This window comes from Holdemanella porci (genome assembly GCF_009696075.1).
GTDB classification, from domain to species: Bacteria; Bacillota_I; Bacilli_A; order Erysipelotrichales; family Erysipelotrichaceae; genus Holdemanella; species Holdemanella porci.
This window is the reverse complement of the sequence record NZ_VUMR01000039.1, coordinates 1-19,411: the sequence shown is the minus strand read 5'-3', so window position 1 is coordinate 19,411 and position 19,411 is coordinate 1. Positions and strand designations below refer to the sequence as shown.

General features: G+C 34.7%; 21 protein-coding genes and 1 other annotated feature. Of the genes, 17 read left to right on the top strand and 4 right to left on the bottom strand.

Annotated features, from left to right (window positions below):
- Positions 1-146: 146 nt before the first annotated feature.
- Positions 147-614, top strand: a complete 468-nt coding sequence (locus tag FYJ55_RS07450; protein ID WP_154556301.1) for a hypothetical protein — start codon at positions 147-149, stop codon at positions 612-614.
- A 20-nt stretch (positions 615-634) separates the two neighbouring features.
- Here FYJ55_RS07450 and FYJ55_RS07445 read toward each other — a convergent pair whose 3' ends face one another.
- On the bottom strand, positions 635-856 hold the full coding sequence (locus FYJ55_RS07445) for a hypothetical protein (RefSeq protein WP_195836698.1): 222 nt from the start codon (positions 854-856) through the stop codon (positions 635-637).
- A 101-nt stretch (positions 857-957) separates the two neighbouring features.
- Positions 958-1,151 (top strand) — a binding site (T-box leader).
- A 39-nt stretch (positions 1,152-1,190) separates the two neighbouring features.
- On the opposite strand from FYJ55_RS07445, the gene FYJ55_RS07440 reads away from it, so the two are divergent.
- Positions 1,191-3,803, top strand: coding sequence for a valine--tRNA ligase (locus FYJ55_RS07440; protein ID WP_195836697.1), 2,613 nt, complete (start codon positions 1,191-1,193; stop codon positions 3,801-3,803).
- Positions 3,804-4,594: 791 nt separating this feature from the next.
- On the opposite strand, the gene FYJ55_RS07435 is transcribed toward FYJ55_RS07440, so the two are convergent.
- From FYJ55_RS07435 to FYJ55_RS07430, 3 genes are all read right to left on the bottom strand, one after another.
- Positions 4,595-5,566, bottom strand: a complete 972-nt coding sequence (locus FYJ55_RS07435) for an Abi family protein (RefSeq protein WP_118012457.1) — start codon at positions 5,564-5,566, stop codon at positions 4,595-4,597.
- Positions 5,567-5,967: 401 nt separating this feature from the next.
- On the bottom strand, positions 5,968-6,360 hold the full coding sequence (locus FYJ55_RS11470; protein ID WP_407651050.1) for a transposase: 393 nt from the start codon (positions 6,358-6,360) through the stop codon (positions 5,968-5,970).
- 45 nt (positions 6,361-6,405) lie between these two features.
- Positions 6,406-6,870, bottom strand: a complete 465-nt coding sequence (locus FYJ55_RS07430) for an IS1/IS1595 family N-terminal zinc-binding domain-containing protein (protein ID WP_154556298.1) — start codon at positions 6,868-6,870, stop codon at positions 6,406-6,408.
- Positions 6,871-6,911: 41 nt separating this feature from the next.
- Between FYJ55_RS07430 and FYJ55_RS07425 the strand changes: the two genes are divergently transcribed.
- From FYJ55_RS07425 to FYJ55_RS07355, 15 genes are all read left to right on the top strand, one after another.
- Complete coding sequence (locus FYJ55_RS07425; RefSeq protein ID WP_154556297.1) at positions 6,912-7,160, top strand: ATP-binding protein; 249 nt, start codon at positions 6,912-6,914, stop codon at positions 7,158-7,160.
- A gap of 130 nt (positions 7,161-7,290) precedes the next feature.
- A complete protein-coding gene (locus FYJ55_RS07420) occupies positions 7,291-7,656 on the top strand; it encodes a PH domain-containing protein (RefSeq protein ID WP_195836696.1) in 366 nt (121 codons plus the stop codon).
- Between the two features lie 208 nt (positions 7,657-7,864).
- Positions 7,865-8,305 (top strand): MarR family winged helix-turn-helix transcriptional regulator, encoded by a 441-nt coding sequence (locus tag FYJ55_RS07415; RefSeq protein WP_154556295.1) that lies wholly within the window; start codon positions 7,865-7,867, stop codon positions 8,303-8,305.
- A complete protein-coding gene (locus FYJ55_RS07410; RefSeq protein WP_154556294.1) occupies positions 8,302-10,485 on the top strand; it encodes an ABC transporter ATP-binding protein in 2,184 nt (727 codons plus the stop codon). The genes FYJ55_RS07415 and FYJ55_RS07410 overlap by 4 nt, the downstream gene beginning before the upstream one ends.
- Positions 10,478-12,316 carry an ABC transporter ATP-binding protein gene (locus tag FYJ55_RS07405; RefSeq protein WP_154556293.1) on the top strand — a complete coding sequence of 613 codons (1,839 nt, stop codon included), beginning with the start codon at positions 10,478-10,480 and terminating at the stop codon, positions 12,314-12,316. Before FYJ55_RS07410 ends, FYJ55_RS07405 begins: the two co-directional genes overlap by 8 nt.
- Before the next feature lie 3 nt (positions 12,317-12,319).
- Entirely contained in the window at positions 12,320-12,571 is a 252-nt protein-coding gene (locus tag FYJ55_RS07400; protein WP_154556292.1) for a hypothetical protein, read from the top strand.
- 79 nt (positions 12,572-12,650) lie between these two features.
- Entirely contained in the window at positions 12,651-12,902 is a 252-nt protein-coding gene (locus FYJ55_RS07395; RefSeq protein WP_117573013.1) for an IreB family regulatory phosphoprotein, read from the top strand.
- Positions 12,902-13,327 carry a Holliday junction resolvase RuvX gene (gene ruvX, locus FYJ55_RS07390; RefSeq protein ID WP_117926599.1) on the top strand — a complete coding sequence of 142 codons (426 nt, stop codon included), beginning with the start codon at positions 12,902-12,904 and terminating at the stop codon, positions 13,325-13,327. The genes FYJ55_RS07395 and ruvX overlap by 1 nt, the downstream gene beginning before the upstream one ends.
- Positions 13,328-13,361: 34 nt before the next feature.
- Positions 13,362-13,619 carry a DUF1292 domain-containing protein gene (locus FYJ55_RS07385; protein ID WP_154556291.1) on the top strand — a complete coding sequence of 86 codons (258 nt, stop codon included), beginning with the start codon at positions 13,362-13,364 and terminating at the stop codon, positions 13,617-13,619.
- Entirely contained in the window at positions 13,609-14,697 is a 1,089-nt protein-coding gene (gene mltG, locus FYJ55_RS07380) for an endolytic transglycosylase MltG (RefSeq protein ID WP_154556290.1), read from the top strand. Before FYJ55_RS07385 ends, mltG begins: the two co-directional genes overlap by 11 nt.
- A gap of 66 nt (positions 14,698-14,763) precedes the next feature.
- Positions 14,764-15,252 (top strand): transcription elongation factor GreA, encoded by a 489-nt coding sequence (gene greA, locus FYJ55_RS07375; protein WP_154556289.1) that lies wholly within the window; start codon positions 14,764-14,766, stop codon positions 15,250-15,252.
- Between the two features lie 143 nt (positions 15,253-15,395).
- Positions 15,396-15,770 carry a DUF655 domain-containing protein gene (locus tag FYJ55_RS07370; protein ID WP_154556302.1) on the top strand — a complete coding sequence of 125 codons (375 nt, stop codon included), beginning with the start codon at positions 15,396-15,398 and terminating at the stop codon, positions 15,768-15,770.
- Positions 15,767-17,614, top strand: coding sequence for a ComEC/Rec2 family competence protein (locus FYJ55_RS07365; RefSeq protein ID WP_154556288.1), 1,848 nt, complete (start codon positions 15,767-15,769; stop codon positions 17,612-17,614). Before FYJ55_RS07370 ends, FYJ55_RS07365 begins: the two co-directional genes overlap by 4 nt.
- Positions 17,611-18,552: a DNA polymerase III subunit delta gene (gene holA, locus FYJ55_RS07360; protein WP_195836695.1), complete on the top strand. Its 942-nt coding sequence runs from the start codon at positions 17,611-17,613 to the stop codon at positions 18,550-18,552. The genes FYJ55_RS07365 and holA overlap by 4 nt, the downstream gene beginning before the upstream one ends.
- Positions 18,553-18,653: 101 nt before the next feature.
- Entirely contained in the window at positions 18,654-19,307 is a 654-nt protein-coding gene (locus FYJ55_RS07355; protein WP_154556286.1) for an AAA family ATPase, read from the top strand.
- Positions 19,308-19,411: the final 104 nt, after the last annotated feature.

Below are 19,411 nucleotides of genomic sequence, written 5' to 3'. Positions count from 1 at the left end.
TCAACCACCCTATGATGTAACGCCACTTTAGATAGCAATATCTAATGGGGTTAAAGGTCGGAGACGTAAGTCGTTAGTACGACTGGGCAGTTACAAGCCCACCACCTTTAGGTAGTGGGTAGTTGACATCAAAGGAGCTATAGCTTATGAGAAATAAATACTTTGATGAACTAGTAACAGAAAATGATTTGTTTTATGTTTGTTTTATGATTGAAAAGACAGCTCGGTTTCTTCATCAACGAAATCAATATGTTGTGAATCAACTGGGATATGATCATTTGTATCATCTTATTCGTGTTGCGAATGTTCTACATAGTGATAATACAGATAAGGTAGTACATGATTTGATGGATGAATATAAACTAGAGTATGGTAGTTTTTATATTGAAAATGTAAATAGTGAATTACGTTCTCGCATTCCAACTGAATTGGATGTGGGAAAAGTATACGCAAGATTAATAGTGGATACCTTACTTCCAAATGAAGATTATATACAAGGACTTATACGAATCTATAATGATGCGATTTGTCAAGTTATTGATGATTATACGAATAGTGCTTATTATGAACCTTCATACGTGAAGGCCAGAGCTTATAAAAATGGTGAGTTCTAACAAACAAAAAAGATTGTAGATTACTGTTCTACAATCTTATCTAAACTATGAATGAATTCTACAACCATCTTACGCTTAGTATCATCGATCTTAACGAGCTTATTTAACGCCTCAATCTCGTCTTCATTATCTAGACAAACGATTTCTCGTCGTAGTCTATCGATTTCGTCTTCTAAACGATTCTGTTCTTTAATATATTGTTCATGAACAGCTTTGATTTGATTGTATAATTGATTATCCATGTTTACACCGCTTTCTTTAATCATCATATAGTAAAGTAGAGAATAAAACAACTAATTTTTCAAAATGATTTGAGTTTTTACTTTTTCTTTGATAAACTAAACTCAAAGCAATGACAAGAAGGAGTAGTTTATACCAATTCTATAGAGAGCAAGCATTTGGTGAAAGTTTGTGTGTTGGATAAATGAAGGTAGTCTTTGAGTTGGATTTATGAACTAAGAGTAGTAAATTTCGTGACACAGCGTTAATGTGAATGAGAATAAAATTAGGTGGTACCACGTCAAGCACGTCCTATGGGGATGTGCTTTTTTATATGTACGGAAAGGATGATTGTGGATGACGTTGGAAGCAAAGTATAATCATTTAGCAGTAGAAAATGATAAATACCAAAATTGGATTGAAAAAGGATATTTCACAGCGGGCGACTTGTCTAAACGCCCCTATTGTATTGTGATTCCTCCACCAAACGTAACAGGAAAGTTACACTTGGGACATGCATGGGACACAACACTACAAGATATTTTATGTCGTTATAAAAGATTAAAAGGCTACGATGTATGCTGGGTAGCTGGAATGGACCATGCGGGTATTGCGACACAGGCAAAGGTAGACGCTCGTTTAAAATCAGAAGGAATTTCTCGTTATGACATTGGTCGTGAAAAATTCTTAGAAAGAGCATGGGAATGGAAAGAAGAATATGCTTCGACGATTCGTAGCCAATGGGCTAAGTTAGGATTATCTTTAGACTATAGTCGTGAACGCTTTACATTAGACGAAGGATTATCTCAAGCCGTTCGTAAAGTCTTTGTAGATTTATACAATGATGGATTGATCTATCAAGGTGAAAGAATTATCAACTGGGACCCAGAAGCTAAAACCGCATTGTCAAACATTGAAGTGGAACACAAAGAAATCATGGGACACATGTACTACTTCAAGTATAAAGTCGTAGAAACAGGACAAGAATTAGTGATTGCGACAACACGTCCAGAAACTATGTTTGCCGACCAAGCGATCTTTGTACATCCAGATGATGAAAGATATAAAGACATTGTTGGAATGCACGCCATTAACCCTGCCAACGGAGACAAACTTCCAATCATGGCAGACGACTATATTGACATGAGTTTCGGTACAGCCGTAATGAAATGTACACCTGCCCATGACCCTAATGACTTTGCATTAGCTAAAAAATACAACTTACCAATGCCAATCTGTATGAATCCCGATGGAACCATGAATGATATGTGTGGTAAATATGCGGGTATGGATCGTTTTGAATGTCGTGAAGCCTTAGTTAACGACTTTAAAGAAGCTGGTGTTGTAGATCATATTGAAGAACACTTACATCAAGTAGGACACTCCGAAAGAACAGGCGTAATTGTAGAGCCATACTTAAGTAAACAATGGTTCGTAAAGATGAAGCCATTGGCTGAAGAAGTATTAAAGAACCAAGAAATCGAAGATCAAAGAATTAACTTCGTACCACCACGTTTCAATAAAACATTTGAACAATGGTTAGAAAACATTGAAGACTGGTGTATTTCACGTCAGTTATGGTGGGGACACAGAATTCCAGCATGGACAAACAAAGAAACAGGTGAAATCTATGTAGGAATGGAAGATCCAAAAGACATTGAAAACTGGACACAAGATGAAGACGTATTAGACACATGGTTCTCAAGTGCATTATGGCCATTCTCAACACTTGGCTGGCCAGAAAACACAGCCGATCTTGAAAGATACTTCCCAAATGATGTATTAGTCACAGGATATGACATTATCTTCTTCTGGGTAGCACGTATGGCCTTCCAAACCCGCTACTGCATGAAGAACCGTCCATTCAAAGATGTATTGATCCACGGACTTGTACGTGATACACAAGGACGTAAAATGTCTAAATCCTTAGGAAATGGTATTGATCCAATGGATGTGATTCAAGAAAAAGGTGCTGATGCACTACGCTTCTTCTTAACAACAAACTCAACACCAGGACAAGATTTACGTTTTGACGAAACAAAGATGGACGCAAGCTGGAACTTCATTAACAAGATTTGGAATGCAGCTCGTTATGTTCAAATGCAAATTGGTGACACAAAACCAGAACTAGACATGACAAAAGCCAATAGCGTAGACAAATGGATCCTAGCACGCTTTAACGAAGTATTAGACCACGTTTCAACAAACATGGATAAATATGAATTAGCCATCGTAGGAAACGAACTATATAGCTTTGTATGGGACGACTTCTGTAGCTGGTATATTGAACTATCAAAAGCTACATTATATTCAGAAGACGAAAGCCTAGTAGCCAATACAAAAGCTGTACTATACACCGTCATGATGGGAATTCTAAAAGTATTATCTCCATTCATGCCATTTGTGACAGAAGAAATCTATTTGAACTTGCCACACGAAAAAGAAAGCTTAAACGTAGAAACATGGCCAGAAAAAGTTGAATTCGAATATACAGATAAAGAAAAAGACGAAATGGCATTAGTCATCAGTGCGATTCAAACCGTACGTGAAATCAAAGTCGAATATTCAATGAAACCAAGTGAAGACCTAACAATCTCACTACACAATGACAACGGCTATGTAGCACTAAATACCGAATCAACTGCCATCCTAGCGCGTATGGCACACGCTACAGTTAAAGAAGACCTTAATACAGAAGATGTACTTTCTCGTACAATCGAAAAAGCCGTATTAACAGTTGCAATGGATGCCTTAATTGACTTAGAAGAAGAAAAAGGAAAACTAGAAAAAGAAATTGCACGCTTAGAAAACGAAATTAAACGTTGTTCAGGCATGTTGAAAAATCCTGGCTTTGTTAATAAAGCACCAGAAGCAAAAGTCAATGCAGAAAAAGAAAAACTAGCATCTTACACAGAAAAGCTAGAAATGACGAAAACACAATTAGATAACATCCTTAAGAAATTAGGATAGAACAAATCAAACGCCCAGAGACAAACTCTAGGCGTTTTTTTTAACAGTTCTTTATTGGCGTGAAAAAATGTCGTTAGATGTAAACAATTGAATTTTTTAATTAAAGTTTACATAAATTTAGCTTTGTGTCAAATTGAGTATTCCACGCATTCAGAGCCACACCGTCCAGCACTGAGAGCCACTCATTCCATCATTTAGAACCACACAATCCATTAATCAGAGCCGTTTATACACCTTCAGTTGTAAGATGTATTTGTAAAATATTAAGTTCTATAGATTTTGCGAATTGGAGGTGTTTTTTTTGTGCGAGATTTAAAACGAATTCTTGAACTGATGTTTGAGAATTTCTGTTTTCATTATATTAATAAACGAAATATTGATGTAGTCACAAGATTCATTTCAGATTTTGCGTATGACGGAAAATGGTACGTGTGTAGCGCACCATCGGTGTATCTATAGCGGTCAACCGGTGCATCAATTTTTTGATTTAATTTCTTATTGATTCATCTTTAAATTCTAGACGATATGCTTCACATATAACTCGATCTAAACACGCGTCAACGTATGTATAATCCTTAAATAAATCGTACTATTCTTTTACTGGGATTTAAGAAACCAACACTGTCGATTTTCTTTCTTCTCTTGAATTGAGAATTTCAAATAGATGTCTACATTTTTTGAAAAAAGAAAAAGAACCCGACGCATCAGGTTCCTTCTAGGTGTTGTCCGAAGACGACCACCGCAATTCATAGCAATAATATACTACACCTAATAACATTATGCAAGAGGTTTTAAGATTGACTAATAAAATTTTGTAACTGCCGCAGGTGTGCTCGCTGCTGAGTCCCTAGAATTTGATTGCAAATGTTTGGGGAAATTTGTTTTCTTAACGAATCGGTGCAGTCGATGAATTCCGTTATAAAGTGTTTGCAGGATGTTTTAGTCTCTCCCATTTTGCGTAGGACATAAGTAATTAAAACAATGTAAGCATAAATATACTTGAAATCTAAACCGGTGATTCCAACCTCTTTTTCGAGAAGAAAAACAAGTCGATTATTTATAGTGCTTGTTTGAAAACGAGTATCAAAAATGGTGTTGTTATGAGCAACGGCATTACGAAGATCTTTAATAGTATAAATGATGTATTCAGTGATTTTTCCGTCTGCGTCAAGATTACTTGGTAAATGAAGTATACTTGAAGTTATCAACTTGACATTTGAATTTGAGCAGGCGAAAAAAGTTCCGAACTCTCCAAGGGTCAAAGATTCGAAAATGGCCCAGATGGGAATTGGTTGGTCTGCATTAAAGAAGTGATTGACAGTTTGTTTTTTGTTTGAATAATCACGTAAAAGGGCATTGTTGATTTTCCCCTTAAGAGTCATCCGTTTTGCATACTGTTTGTGGTATTGCTGGCTTCCAGGCGTATATGATTTATAGTCAGTAATAGATTTGTTAAATATGGTATCTAGGTTTTCGGAACGACAGTCATGAAGAATAGCTTCTATCACATAGCTTTTAAGTGCGTTTTCGATAAACATTACTTTTGGATAAATTATGGTTTTTAACTGCATATCAAATTTATTTAAAGCAATGACTTCATCAAGAGACGAAAAAGGAATGCGCTGGTTTGGAGTACGAATGAAACGGTATCCCTTGTATCCATGATAGTAGCCAATATTTCGTAAGGACTGAGCTTGGTTACTCTTGACAGTTATATGATGGTGATTTCTTAAATATTTAATAAGCTGATTGATTGACAGCATGTTTTGTCCTCCAAGGTATAAATTTTGTTTCATTATACTACTAATAGCGAATATATTGAAAACATAAAAAGAAAGAATATTCTATATACATTAAATTCTTTACTTTGATAATAGGAAATAAAGAATTGATTTGCTTGATTCATATTCATAATGAATCATCTTGTATGAAATTATATCGTGAATCAAACGATTTCTTATAAAATAAAGGTCATTTAATATTAAACAAATTTATATTGGCTTAACTAGCAATTTGGTGACATTGTTATAATTCTGCTTTTTATCACTTACACGAATAACCATTCGTTCTTCAAATCCTTTAAACGAGTGATCTTATAAATATTTTTCAATCTAAGCAATACGTACTGTAGTTTTTCTGTGTTATCCATTCCCTGAGTTTCTCTTTACATGACAAAAAGAGCGTTGTATCGATTTATATATTTTGATGCTACTCCTTTGTATTTTTGCAACTTTTCTTCAATCAATTTGTGAAAGTTGTTCACTGTATTTAAATGATTAAACTTATCATAAGACTCATGACTGATTAACACTTTCTTTGTGCAGTTCTTACTTTCTAAAAGTTCGTTGTAACTGTTAGAACCATCTAGCATTACAAAAGACTTTGATTCTAGACATTCACCAAATCTTAATACATCTATTGATGATGACTTGCCATAATTTAATGTTCTGGCAATTGTATGTCCGAATCTCTTTGCAGTGATGATACAAACTTGTTGATTCGATAATCCTCTTTTTGTAGCAGGTGTTCCACGATGTTTTGGCTCTACTCCATCAATCTTAGTTGATTGTATGGAGTATACTTTTCATCCATTTCAACTTCATTACCTACTGTGTATGAGATGTTCCTCAGTTCCTAGACTAACCAATAGTTTATGGCGCATATTAAAGACATTGCGTTCATTTACATTGATTTTAGCAGCCGTTTCTTTAAGAGATACACCATTCAGTGTATCCAAAATAAGTTCATTCCATTTGGATTGGTCTTGATGAGAATAAAAAGTAAGCTGACCGCGGTCAATAACAAAACGTTTTCCGCATTCTTTACAACGAAGCATTTGTTTACCAGAGTTGGCAAAACCGCTCTTAATTAAACGAGGATGATAACATCCGCATTTAGGACAGTATTCAAAATGATAAGTATCTATTTTACTGTTTGTATCTAAAAAGTCTGTGGTTTCACGATCAATCTTTTCGATTTGAAAAGATTGTAAAGCAGCAATTGTATCCTGGTTTAAATGTGTCATAAGTGTATTCTCTCTTTCGTTTACACCCATACAATAAAGCATAAATTGACACCATTAATGTCAATTATATCAACAAGTCACCAATGTATCTGTTAAGCCTTTTATTAACACCCATCAGTGAATGTGAACGATATGATTTGCTCGAAGTGATACAATCAAGAACAGATAAAAAATCAACCATTTACTGCAGTCAATGGGCCCCTGAAGGATGGCTAGGTAAATTAAGCGATGGACCACTCGCTTACACCATTCTAGATCGTATTAGAACCTCATCTTATTCAATTCTTTTAAAATGCAGATCACTTCGAGAGGATTATTCAAAAATCAAATAAAAAAAGAGAGTGATTTCATAAATTGAAGTGGCTCTCTTCGTGGATTTAGTGGCTCTGAGCAATGGATTGCATGGCTCTGTCCAAATGGATTCGGTGGCTCTATTTTCATGGATTGGGTGGCTCCGCCACCATGGAATACTCAATCAACAATGAGTTGATTGGTGGCATTTCTGAAGAAAATGCAGTCAAATGCTTTGAACAGATTATCGCAATGTTGGATTCAGATGAAAGACTAAATCTTCCGTTCATTACTGTAAATGGAAAATGCTGTGTAGCGACTAAAAAAAGGTTAATAAAATGTTCTAAAAACATGTTTGGATATAAGTTTAAAGAGTGGAATTGGAGTCAGATCACAAACGTGTTCTACAAAACAACATTAACAGCAGGAACTTTAATACTGAATACAGTGGATGGAGAAGTTAAAATCTCAATCAATCGAGGAGGCACAGAGTTTGCTGGCGAAATATTGAGAAAATTAAAGAGAGAAGCCAAATAAATAAGTTTAGTGATTTCTGAATCTTTATTGTCTTCATGTAGTATAATCAATACTAGAAGTTCTTTGAAATCTCTTTTAAAATAATTGGGTCTGCGAAAAAAAGTGAATTCAAGTTCTTTGAAAGATATGTTTTATGCATATCTTTTTTTATTGACTAAATAGTTAAGCAGGTATATAGTTAAGCTACTTAAATAAATTGGAGGTTCTTATGGAAGTTCAAGATGAAGTACTAGATTTATTGTTTGATCTAACATATAAAATCACGAACTTTGTTCGAAATAACCGTCATTGTAAAGATGGGCCTAGAATCAAAGATGTGATGTTGTTTAAAACGATTTATAAAGCAGAAAATCATCAGATCACAATGAGTGAACTGGCAAATATTCTCGGTGTATCTCCAGCAGCTGTATCGCAGATGATTGCTGGATTTGAAAAGAAGGGTCTGCTTCAAAGGATGCATTCGAATACGGATCGTAGAACAGTCTATATTCAAATTGTTCCAGAGGCAATCGACATATTTCAAAAGCGTATGGACTCCCATACGGCTAATGTTTATTCATATTTAGATTATCTTGGGACATCTGACTGTGCGCATTTAAGAGATATTTTAAAAAAGACAGTTCATTATATGGAGGAAAATAAAGAATGACAAAAATAATGAAATATTTAAAGCCATATTGGCTATCCATTGTCCTTGCCCTTGGTTTATTGTTTGGACAAGCCACATGCGAACTGACAATGCCAGATTATATGCAAAATATTGTCAACACAGGTATTCAAAATGGGGGTATTGAAAGTGGTGTCTATGAACAGATCGGTGAGAAGACATTGAATTCGTATGTAATGTTCGCTAATGATTCTGAAAAGGATTTAATGACATCTTCTTATAAGCTAGTTACACCAAGCAAGGCAACTAAGGAAGAAAAAACAAAAATCCCTGCTTTGAAAACAGAGAATGTGTATCTATTAAAAGATATTAGTGAAGAAAAGGAAGAGAAGCTTTCTTCCAGTTTAACCTTGCTTCAAATGACAATGGTAGAGGTTAGTAAATCGGCTAAGGAAGAGAATGTTCAAATCCCTCAACTACTGATGATGAATGGTGTGGATACATATAGAAAAGCTGCAAAATCCGAGATTTCTAAACTCGGCGATTCGACAGTAACAAGCATGAGCTCACAATTTTTAAAGAAGGAATATAGTGATCTAGGTATGGATATGGAAAAAATCCAACAAGACTATATTATCTATTCAGGACTTAAGATGTTAGGCTATGCCCTAGGCAGTGCTGTATGTGCCATTCTAGTCGGATTTTTGGCAAGTCGTATTGCGGCAGGCTTCTCTAAAGATTTGCGTGAAGCCGTATTTGAAAAAGTGACCCATTTTTCCAATGAAAACCTAAATACATTTAGTACATCCAGTTTAATTACACGTACCACAAATGATATTCAACAACTACAGATGACGGTGGCAATGTTTTTAAGAATTGTCATGTATGCACCTATTATTGGTGTTGGAGCCATACTACACGTTATTGAATCTGGAGCGAATATGACTTGGATTCTAGCTTTATGTGTCGTGATTATTTTAAGCGTTGTATTGGCGATTTTTATGATTGTTATGCCAAAATTTAAGATCATGCAGAAAATGATCGATAAGATGAATAGCGTTGTACGAGAATTATTAGATGGAATGTTAGTGATTCGTGCCTTTAATAATGAAAAGATTGAAGAAGCTAAATTTGATCAAGCGAATAAAGACATTACTTCTATTTCCTTATTTACAACACGTGCTATGGCATTTATGATGCCAATTATGATGTTTTTAATGAACGGTACCACACTTATGATTCTATGGTTTGGATCCAAACAAGTGGATGCCGGCATCATTCAAGTTGGTAGTATCATGGCCTTTATGCAGTATGCGATGCAAGTCATTATGGCTTTCTTAATGATTACCATGGTTGCGATTATGCTTCCTCGTGCCAATGTCAGTGCTTTGCGTATTCATGAAGTATTAAGCAGTAATATTACAGTTAAAGATAAAGAAAAAACTCGTGATTTCTCATCCAATATGCGAGGTGTTGTATCCTTTAAAAACGTATCTTTTAGATATCCAGGTGCTGATGAAGACGTTTTAAGCCATATTAGTTTTGAAACAAAACCAGGAGAAACGACTGCCTTTATTGGAAGTACAGGATCTGGTAAGTCGACATTGATCAACTTAGTACCAAGATTCTATGATGTAACAAGTGGATCTATTTGTGTGGATGGTGTTGATATTCGAGATGTCAAACAAGCGGATTTAAGAAGTCGCATTGGCTATGTTCCACAAAAAGGTATGTTACTATCGGGAGATATCGAATCCAACTTATTATATTCAAAGAAAGATGCCAATGAAAAAGACATCGAGTCTGCTTTATCGATTTCTCAAAGTACGGAGTTTGTTTCTAAAAAACCAGAAGGCATCCACTCTGAAATCAGTCAGGGTGGTACAAACGTATCGGGAGGACAAAGACAAAGACTATCGATTGCGCGTGCCATTGTGCGTAAGCCAGAAATCTATATTTTTGATGATAGCTTTAGCGCATTAGACTTTAAAACGGATGCCAAACTTCGTGAAGCTTTAGCTGCTTCTTGTAAAGAAACGAAGAGTACGGTACTTCTTGTCGCCCAACGTATTTCAAGTATTTTACATGCCGATCAAATCATTGTACTCGATGAAGGGAAAATGGTTGGAAAAGGAACACATGCTGAATTGATGGAATCTTGTGATGTGTATCAACAAATCGCATCGAGCCAGTTGACAAAGGAGGAACTTGCCAATGTCTAATCAGAAACAAAACAATCGTCCAAGAGGTCCCATGGGCCATGGTATGCGTGGTGGCGGCGAAAAGGCAAAAGACTTCAAAGGTACAATGAAAAAGTTGTTCAATTATATCAAACCTTTTAAATTTACTTTTCTAATTGGAATTATTTGTGCCGTTGTCTCCGTATGTATTATGGTCATTGGACCTAAGATTCAAGGAAATATTACTACAGAAATAGCCGAAGGCTTTATGAATAAAGTACAAGGCAAGGGTGGCATTGATTTTGATGCGATCAAAAAGACGTGTACCTTATTATTAGCTATCTATGCCATGAGTACGGCCTTCTCGTATCTTCAAGGCTGGTTGATGAGTGGTGTTTCCAATAAAATGGGCTATCAGCTTCGTAAGGAAATGAATCAAAAGATTGATAAGCTTCCACTATCTTACTTTGATAAAAACAGTCATGGAGACATTTTATCTCGCTTTACTAATGATGTAGATACTCTAGTTCAATCTTTAAACCAATCTTTATCCACGATGGTATCAAGCATAGTACAAATTATTGGCTTTCTAGTGATGATGTTAAGTATATCTTGGAAAATGACATTAATGGCTCTTGTAGTGATTCCATTAAGTATGATTCTAGTGATGGTTGTAGTGAAAAAGAGTCAACGCTACTTTAAAGCGCAACAAAAATCATTAGGCTTAGTCAATGGACATATTGAAGAGATGTATGCAGCACATACGATTGTGAAAGCTTTTAATGGGGAAGAAGATTCTTTAAAATCGTTTAAAGACTATAATAATCAATTGTATACAAGTGCATGGAAATCCCAGTTCTTGTCCGGCTTAATGATGCCATTGACAAACTTGATTGGTAATATTGGCTATGTTGGCGTATGTATTTTAGGCGGTTATTTAACGATTCATGGTGAAATTGCGGTGGGTGATATTCAATCATTTATTACGTATACACGTAACTTTACGCAACCAATCTCACAAATCTCACAATCTATGAATATGTTACAGAGTACGGCAGCTGCTGCAGAGCGTGTCTTTGAATTCTTGGCGAGTGAAGAAGAAGTTGCTGAAGTACAAAATCCAGTTGTATTCTCAGATGTGCAAGGCCAAGTAACTTTTGAGAATGTATGTTTTGGATATGATCCAAATAAGATTGTCATCAACGATTTTTCGATGTATATCAAGCCAGGGCAAACAACCGCTATTGTAGGTCCTACAGGTGCAGGTAAAACAACGATTGTCAAATTATTGATGCGTTTCTATGATTTAAATGCAGGCGCTATTTATATTGATGGCCATAATATTACAGACTACACAAGAAGTGATTTACGTAATATGGTCGGTATGGTATTACAGGATGCTTGGCTGTTTGAGGGAAGCATTTTAGAAAACTTACGATTTGGAAGACCCAACGCAACCGATGAAGAGGTCATGAAAGCTGCCAAAGCTGCGCATGTCGATCATTTTATTCGTACATTAGATCATGGCTATGATACGGTATTAAATGAAGCTTCTAGTAATATTAGTCAAGGACAACGACAATTGTTAACGATTGCCCGTGCCTTCTTGGCAGATCCTAAAATCTTGATTTTAGATGAGGCGACAAGCAGTGTGGATACACGTACAGAAGTCTTGATTCAAAAGGGAATGGATGAGTTAATGAAGGGTCGTACAAGCTTTGTGATTGCGCACCGCCTATCTACAATTCGTGATGCGGATAATATTATCGTTATGGATCATGGTGACATTGTAGAAGTAGGAAGCCACGATGAATTGATGAAGCGTAATGGCTTCTATACGAAGTTATATAATGCACAATTTGAAGAGGCTTAAGCTATGCGTAAGATCATAGTGGATTTGAATGTAGTAAAAGATAATGAATTTTCATTGATGTATGAAAAGTTTGGATTAGACGTACAAAATAAATCGTACGAAGATTTTGAAAGAAGACTACTACAGATGTCCATTCAGACTATTATTGAAGTAAAGAATCGGCAACAAAATCTTACATCTTGTGCCAAATGGATCTTTATCTTAGAGGATATTCAACAAAAAAGCGATTGTATGTATTGTATCTGGGGTGTATAACACCCCATTTTTATATTAAATCGCTTTCTTTTTGAATTGGATTCATATATAATAAAAACGTGTTAAGGAGTGTGAAATTATGAAAGACATTACCGAAACAATGACATTTACTACGGAAGAGATTCGTCGTGAAAATATCAAGATGATTCTACGTGAAGTAAGTGATGCTTTGGAAGAACGTGGTTATAATTCAGAAAATCAGATTGCTGGTTATTTGATTAGTAACGACCCTGCGTATATTTCTTCTCACAAGAATGCTCGTAACTTGATCCAAAAGATTGAACGTTATGAAATCATTGAAGAACTTGTACGTGCGTATTTAGAGAAATAATGGATCGTATCATTGGTTTAGATCTTGGTTCAAAAACATGTGGTGTATCGATTTGTGATGCGCTTCATATTACATGTCGAGCTTTAACGACTGTGCGTTTTGAATCGGATGATTATGATGCTTGTTTAGAAGAAGTTTTAAAGCTATTAAAAGAAAATAAAGTCAAAGAAGTAGTTTTAGGCTTGCCAAAGCACATGAATGGAGATATCGGAATTCGTGGTGAAATATCTTGTGAATTTGCCAAGAAATTAGAGTCTTCGGGTATTACAGTTCATCTATGGGATGAGCGACTTACAACGGTTGCGGCCGAAAAAATCTTACTACAGGGGGATGTTTCTAGAAAGAAACGTAAAAAAGTAATTGATCAGATGGCTGCCGTTCAAATTTTACAGAGTTTTTTGGACAGACAAAACGGGGGATTCTAGATCCTCCTTTATTTTTGAAAGGAAAAGTATATTTATGTTAGATTCAAATAGTTTATATGTATATGATGGAGATGGAAATGAAAAAAAGATGACCATCTTATTCACTTTTGACAGTGATGAAACGGGCTGCCAATATGTGGTTTTCCAAGACCCAGACAATGATGAGGGCGAAGTATTCGCATCTCGCTATGACGACAAAGGGCAGTTGATTCCGATAGAAAGCGAAGCCGAATGGGAAATGGTAGAAGAAGTAATCAACACGTTTGTTGAGGACGAGGAAAATGCCGACTAGGCGAAAAGTCAATTCTGTAAGAGTTGTCCTATTAGTCGTTGTATTCATTTTAATTATCGCTGGTCTTGGTTCGATTTTTGTCGTAAAGACAGGATTATCAAGTACGGGCAATGGGGATAAGGAAGTAGTGTTTACCATTGAAAACAATGAATCATTTGATTCGATTTTAGAGAACTTGAAAAAAGAGAATCTGATCTCAAATGCGAGTGTTGCCAAGCTTTATGCCAAGGTAAGTCACAACACAAACTTTGTGGCAGGTACGTTTGAATTGGATAATGGCATGAGCGTAAAAGATATTTTGTCTACCATTCAAGATAGTACAAAACTAAAGAAAGATGCTCTTGTCTTAAAAATACCGGAAGGCAAATGGGCTAAGGAGATTGCGGCTGAAATATCAAATTTATATGATGGAAAGTATTCTTCAGAAGAAATTTTAAATCAATGGAATGATATTTCTTATATTCAAACGCTCACAAAGGATTATTCTTTCTTAAATGTAGATGATTTAAATAATTCCAACTATAAAGTGAAATTAGAAGGGTATTTATTTCCTGACACATATTTCTTGGAAAAAGATGACTCTCTTGATGATATTACACGTGTTCTGTTAGATCGTTTTGATGTGATGTATAAAGAGAATAAAAAGGCATTTGATAAAAGTGACTTATCCATCCATCAAATCATTAGCTTGGCAAGTGTCGTTCAATTTGAAGCAAGCAAACCTGGCGATATGGCTAAAATTGCCGGTATTTTCTACAATCGTTTAGATCAAGGTATGAAACTACAATCGAGTGTAACGGTATGTTATGCATTATATGATGATTTCAACGATCCAAAAGATTGTGAAACCAATCCAGAAGTAGATTCACCATACAATACGTACTTACATGAAGGCTTACCAATTGGACCAATTCTAAATCCAGGGGATGAAGCAATTAATGCCGTATTGAATCCAGAAAAAACAGATTATCTATTCTTTGCGGCCGATATATACAACAAAGTGGATGGTAAAGTGCATTACACAAAAACGTACGAAGAACATTTAGAAGAATGCGAAAAATTAGGCTTAAATCTGTAACAATGTTTTGCATAATTTAAGGATTATGTTATAATTTTTTGTGCTAAATACAAGGAGTGATACCACATGGCAAATGAAAAATTTTACGTTACCCAAGAAGGTTATAATGATTTAATCAATGAACATGAAAACCTAGTTCATAAAGTTCGTCAGGAAGTTATCGTTGAGTTGCAGGAAGCTCGTGCACAAGGTGACTTGTCTGAAAACGCCGACTACGATGCAGCCAGAGAACACCAGGCCCAAGTCGAAGGTCGTATTCGTGAATTAGAGGCAATGATCAAAAATGCTGAAATCATTAGTGAAGCCGATAATGCGGAAGATAAAAAGACAAAGAATGTTGTAAAATTGGGATCCACTGTTAAAATTTTAGATTTATCAGACAACCAAGAAGTAACATTCAATATCGTTGGTACAATTGAAGCGGATCCATTCAATGGTAAGCTTTCAAACACAACACCACTTGCAGAAGTCATCATGGACCACAAAGCTGGAGATGTATGTACTGTAAGACGTGTTGAAGAACCATATGATGTAAAAATTCTTGAAGTTAAATAGAAAAACATCAAAAAATTACGTATAAGAGAAGGGTGATATTTATGAAACGAACTCTTCTCTTTTTTTGTCTCTTTATTTTCTTTACCTTTACTTGCTTTAACCGGTATACACCTATAACCTTACAAGAAGCCAAGCCCACTTTGATGCAAGTGGAAATCAAGGGGGCCATTCAAAATCCGGGTGTTTATACTTTAAAGCGAAACAGCTCCATTTCAAGTTTAATTCAAATGAGCGGAGGCTTATTAGAAAACAGTGATACATCTAGAATCAGTTTTAACTATATCCTACAAGATAAAGATGTGGTGGTGATTCCAGAAAAACAAGAAGTCAAACTCATTTCTATTAATAGTGCCACACTTGAAGAACTACAAACACTTCCAGGTATTGGTCCGGCCATTGCCCAAAGAATCATGGAGTATCGCAAAAGTAACACATTTCAATCTTTAGAACAAATCCAAAATGTCAAAGGCATTGGTCCAGCCATGTTCAATAAGATCAAGGATAAGATCTGCCTATGATGTTGATACTTTCACTTGGCTTTTTGGCCTGTCTAATTTTAAAAGAAATACTTTGTATACTCTGTTTTACACTTTTCTTTCTTGTCTATCTAGACTATCGGTTTAAAGATAAAAGAATTTGGGTTCTATTTATTTTATTTAGCCTATTAAGCTGTATCCTTGTATATCCAAAAGAAGTTCAACAACAGGATACATATAAAATTACAGAAATAAAGAAAGGGTACTATATAGGTAAAAATAGAGGTTCTAAAATTCTTATTCAAACAGATTTAGATTTAAGTTTTCAAGATGAAGTTAAAGTCAAAAACATAGAGCCTATTCATACAGATGATAATTTTACGCTGTTTAGTTTTACTCGATACAATGAAAATAAGAACATCAGGTTTAAGACAAATTCTGTAGAAATCATCCACAAATCAACATCATTCAAGTCTAGACTCTACAACTATCTAAAGTCGAAACCCAATTCTTCCATTGTCTTATCCTTATACTATGGCATACACGATGAAAGTATAGATGAAATCTATACGATGCTTGGATATGGCTATATGAGTGCATACTACATTGTTTTACATGTGTTAAAGCGAAAGTGGGATGAGACTCGTATTCGAAGAATCCTTCTGGTCTTCAGTGTTCTATTTGGTCATTTCTTTGTATTTACACTTTCACTCACACGATTTATTTTGTATCAGTTGAGTACTCTATTATTCACATCCAAGCCTAATCAAATCGCATTTACAATCCTTTGTTTTGGCATGATCTATCCAAATCAAGTACTATCCATATCTTTTGTATGTCCACTCTTATTACAACTCGTATCGTATTTTTGTACAGAACACAAATGGATCGTAAAAAAGATGGTCTTGCTTGGATTGATGTTTATTTACTTTAAGAAAGTGAATCTTATTTCATTGTTTTTCTTTAACATATTTAGAAAACTGTATGGTTTGATCTTTTTATTTGGATTTATAGTGCAGGATTTAATAAATCTAAAATTACCAGACCTTACCATTCATTATGCACCTAGAATCCTATTTATAGTTCTATTTATAATCTTCTATATACAATGCTTAAAACACTTTCAATGGAAATATCTATGGATATGTATCGTTCCATTTCTAGAAATCTATTGTAATCCTTTCTTTCAAGTCTATACATTAAATATAGGTCAAGCTGACTGCAGCATCATTGTAGAACCCTTCCATAAAAGTGTAGTGATGATTGATTGTGGGCAAAACCTATATCGTGATAATGTCGAAAGAATTATTATGCCCTTTCTAGAAAACAAGAACATTCATGCGATTGATACATTGATACTTACACATGATGACTTTGATCATAATGGGGGATATGACAGTTTAAAAGAAAAAATTGAAATCAAAGAAGTTATAGAAGATTCAAATCAATCGGTTCATGTCGATTATCCATTTTATTTGTTGTTAAGTGAAAGAGAATCTAAGGATACCAATGATTCAAGTCTTATTAGTTATTTTACGTATGATCATTTAACTTATCTTTTTATGGGGGATGCGAGTAAACAAATTGAAAAACAATTGATGGCTACATACGATTTAAAAGCCGATGTCATAAAAGTAGGACATCATGGATCGAATACGAGTTCAGACCCAGATTTTCTTGACTCTTTAGATTGTAAGGTCGCTTTGATTAGTTGTGGCTATAAGAATAAGTATGGTCATCCAAGTGTTGAAACACTCAAGACATTAGAAACTTTACACATAAATACACTATGTACGAGTGATTGTGGAAGTATAGCCATGTATTCTTTATTTCACTTTTCATTTGTTGTCACAAACGATGGAATGTTTGGTATAATATGGACATGATTTATATTTTATACGGAAAAGACAAAAGCATGGTTTCTATGAAGCTAGAGGCCATTAAAAAAAGACATCATATTCAAGAAAACGTAAATATTTATGATGCCCAAGCGGATGAAATATCCAATGTTCTAGAAGATTTAGATGCCTATTCGATCTTTGATGATGACAAGATGATTATTGTCAATAACTGTACGTTTCTTTCAAGTAAGAATACGACAAACTATGAAGTGGACCCTTTTCTAGTAAGAAAAGATACAGACATGATTCTTGTGCTTGTTTGTCCAAGTGATAAACTGGATACAAGAAAGAAAAAGGTCAAAGAAATCAGTGGGTGTGCAACATTGTATTCTTGTTTAGCACTCGATGAAAAGTCACAAAAGTTTTATGTGCAAGATAAACTGAAGGAATATGGAGTCAAGGTCGATTTTAAAACGTTAGATTGGATGACTTCCAGAATGGGACTCGATCCCATGTGCATTCAGAATGAAATTGAAAAGATTTCCATCTATTCAAAACATCCAACGCTTGAAGATGTACAAAATTTACTTGTCGTAGAACCTATGAATGACATCTTTAAAATGGTTGATGCCTTCTTTAGTCAAAATGGGATTTTATTATTAGCCTACTACCGTAACTTTAGAAAACTGAATATGCAGCCAGTAGCTATCGTTGCGCTTTTGGCAAGTCAAATTCGTTTTCTATTCCAAGTACGCGTATTAATGGATGAAGGAAAGGCACAAGCAACCATTGCCCAAGAGTTAAAGGCCAATCCGTACCGCGTGAAATTAAATATGCAAAAGGCTATGCGCTTTTCAAGTGAAGCCTTACTTTACAATCTATCTTTACTAGCGGATTTTGATCAACAAATGAAAATGGGTAAGATAGATAAGGATGATGGTTTTGAATACTTCTGTCTAAACTTAATGATGAACAAGGATTAACCTTGTTCATTTTTGCGTTTTAGACATTCATAGTGTCTATTAAGGTGATTTAATGAAAAGAAAAAGGAGAAAAATATGATTCTAGAATTAAGAGCAAAGAATTGTTTTGTATTTCAAAATCAAATTGTGTTTTCTTTGGATCATTCAATAAGACTACGGCTATATATGGACCGAATAATGTGGGTAAATCATGTTTGATCAAATGCATTCAGGCAATGAAAGATATATTGTTGAATAAGAAGGTTAAACTTACGTCAAATTTATTTTCAAATAATTCAATATGTGAGTTAGGCATTACATTTCTATATCGGGATATGAAATATTCGTATGATATAAAGTATGATACAAAGCTAAATCAATTTATATATGAGTCTTTAACAAGTAAAGATATTATTCTATATAAAAGAGATTTATTAAATCAAATATTTGATTGTAAAGATGAAGAGACTAAAAAGTTCATGTTTTATATGGTATCTGATAATGTTCTTTTTCATGTAATGAATACGGAGTACATGAAAAATATAAAAGATGTCTTTGTGAGTTTTGCGCACACGATGGATATTATAAGTACAACTCAATGGAATGGTTCATCGGGTGCTGAAAAGTTAATATTTCTTTTAAAACATATTGAACCACAAAGAATTTTAATCGTTGATAACTTGGATGATGGCCTGGATTTTAGAGTTGTAAATTTGATTCTTGAGATGTCGACTTCTTCTCAATTGATATTTGTAGTGATGCTAGTATATTTATAGGACAGGTAAAACATCTCGAATTTGATTTGATAAGGAACCAATCACATTAAAAATAGAATGAGATATTGAACATGACTGTCCTGGATATTGTAGATTCTTGTGCA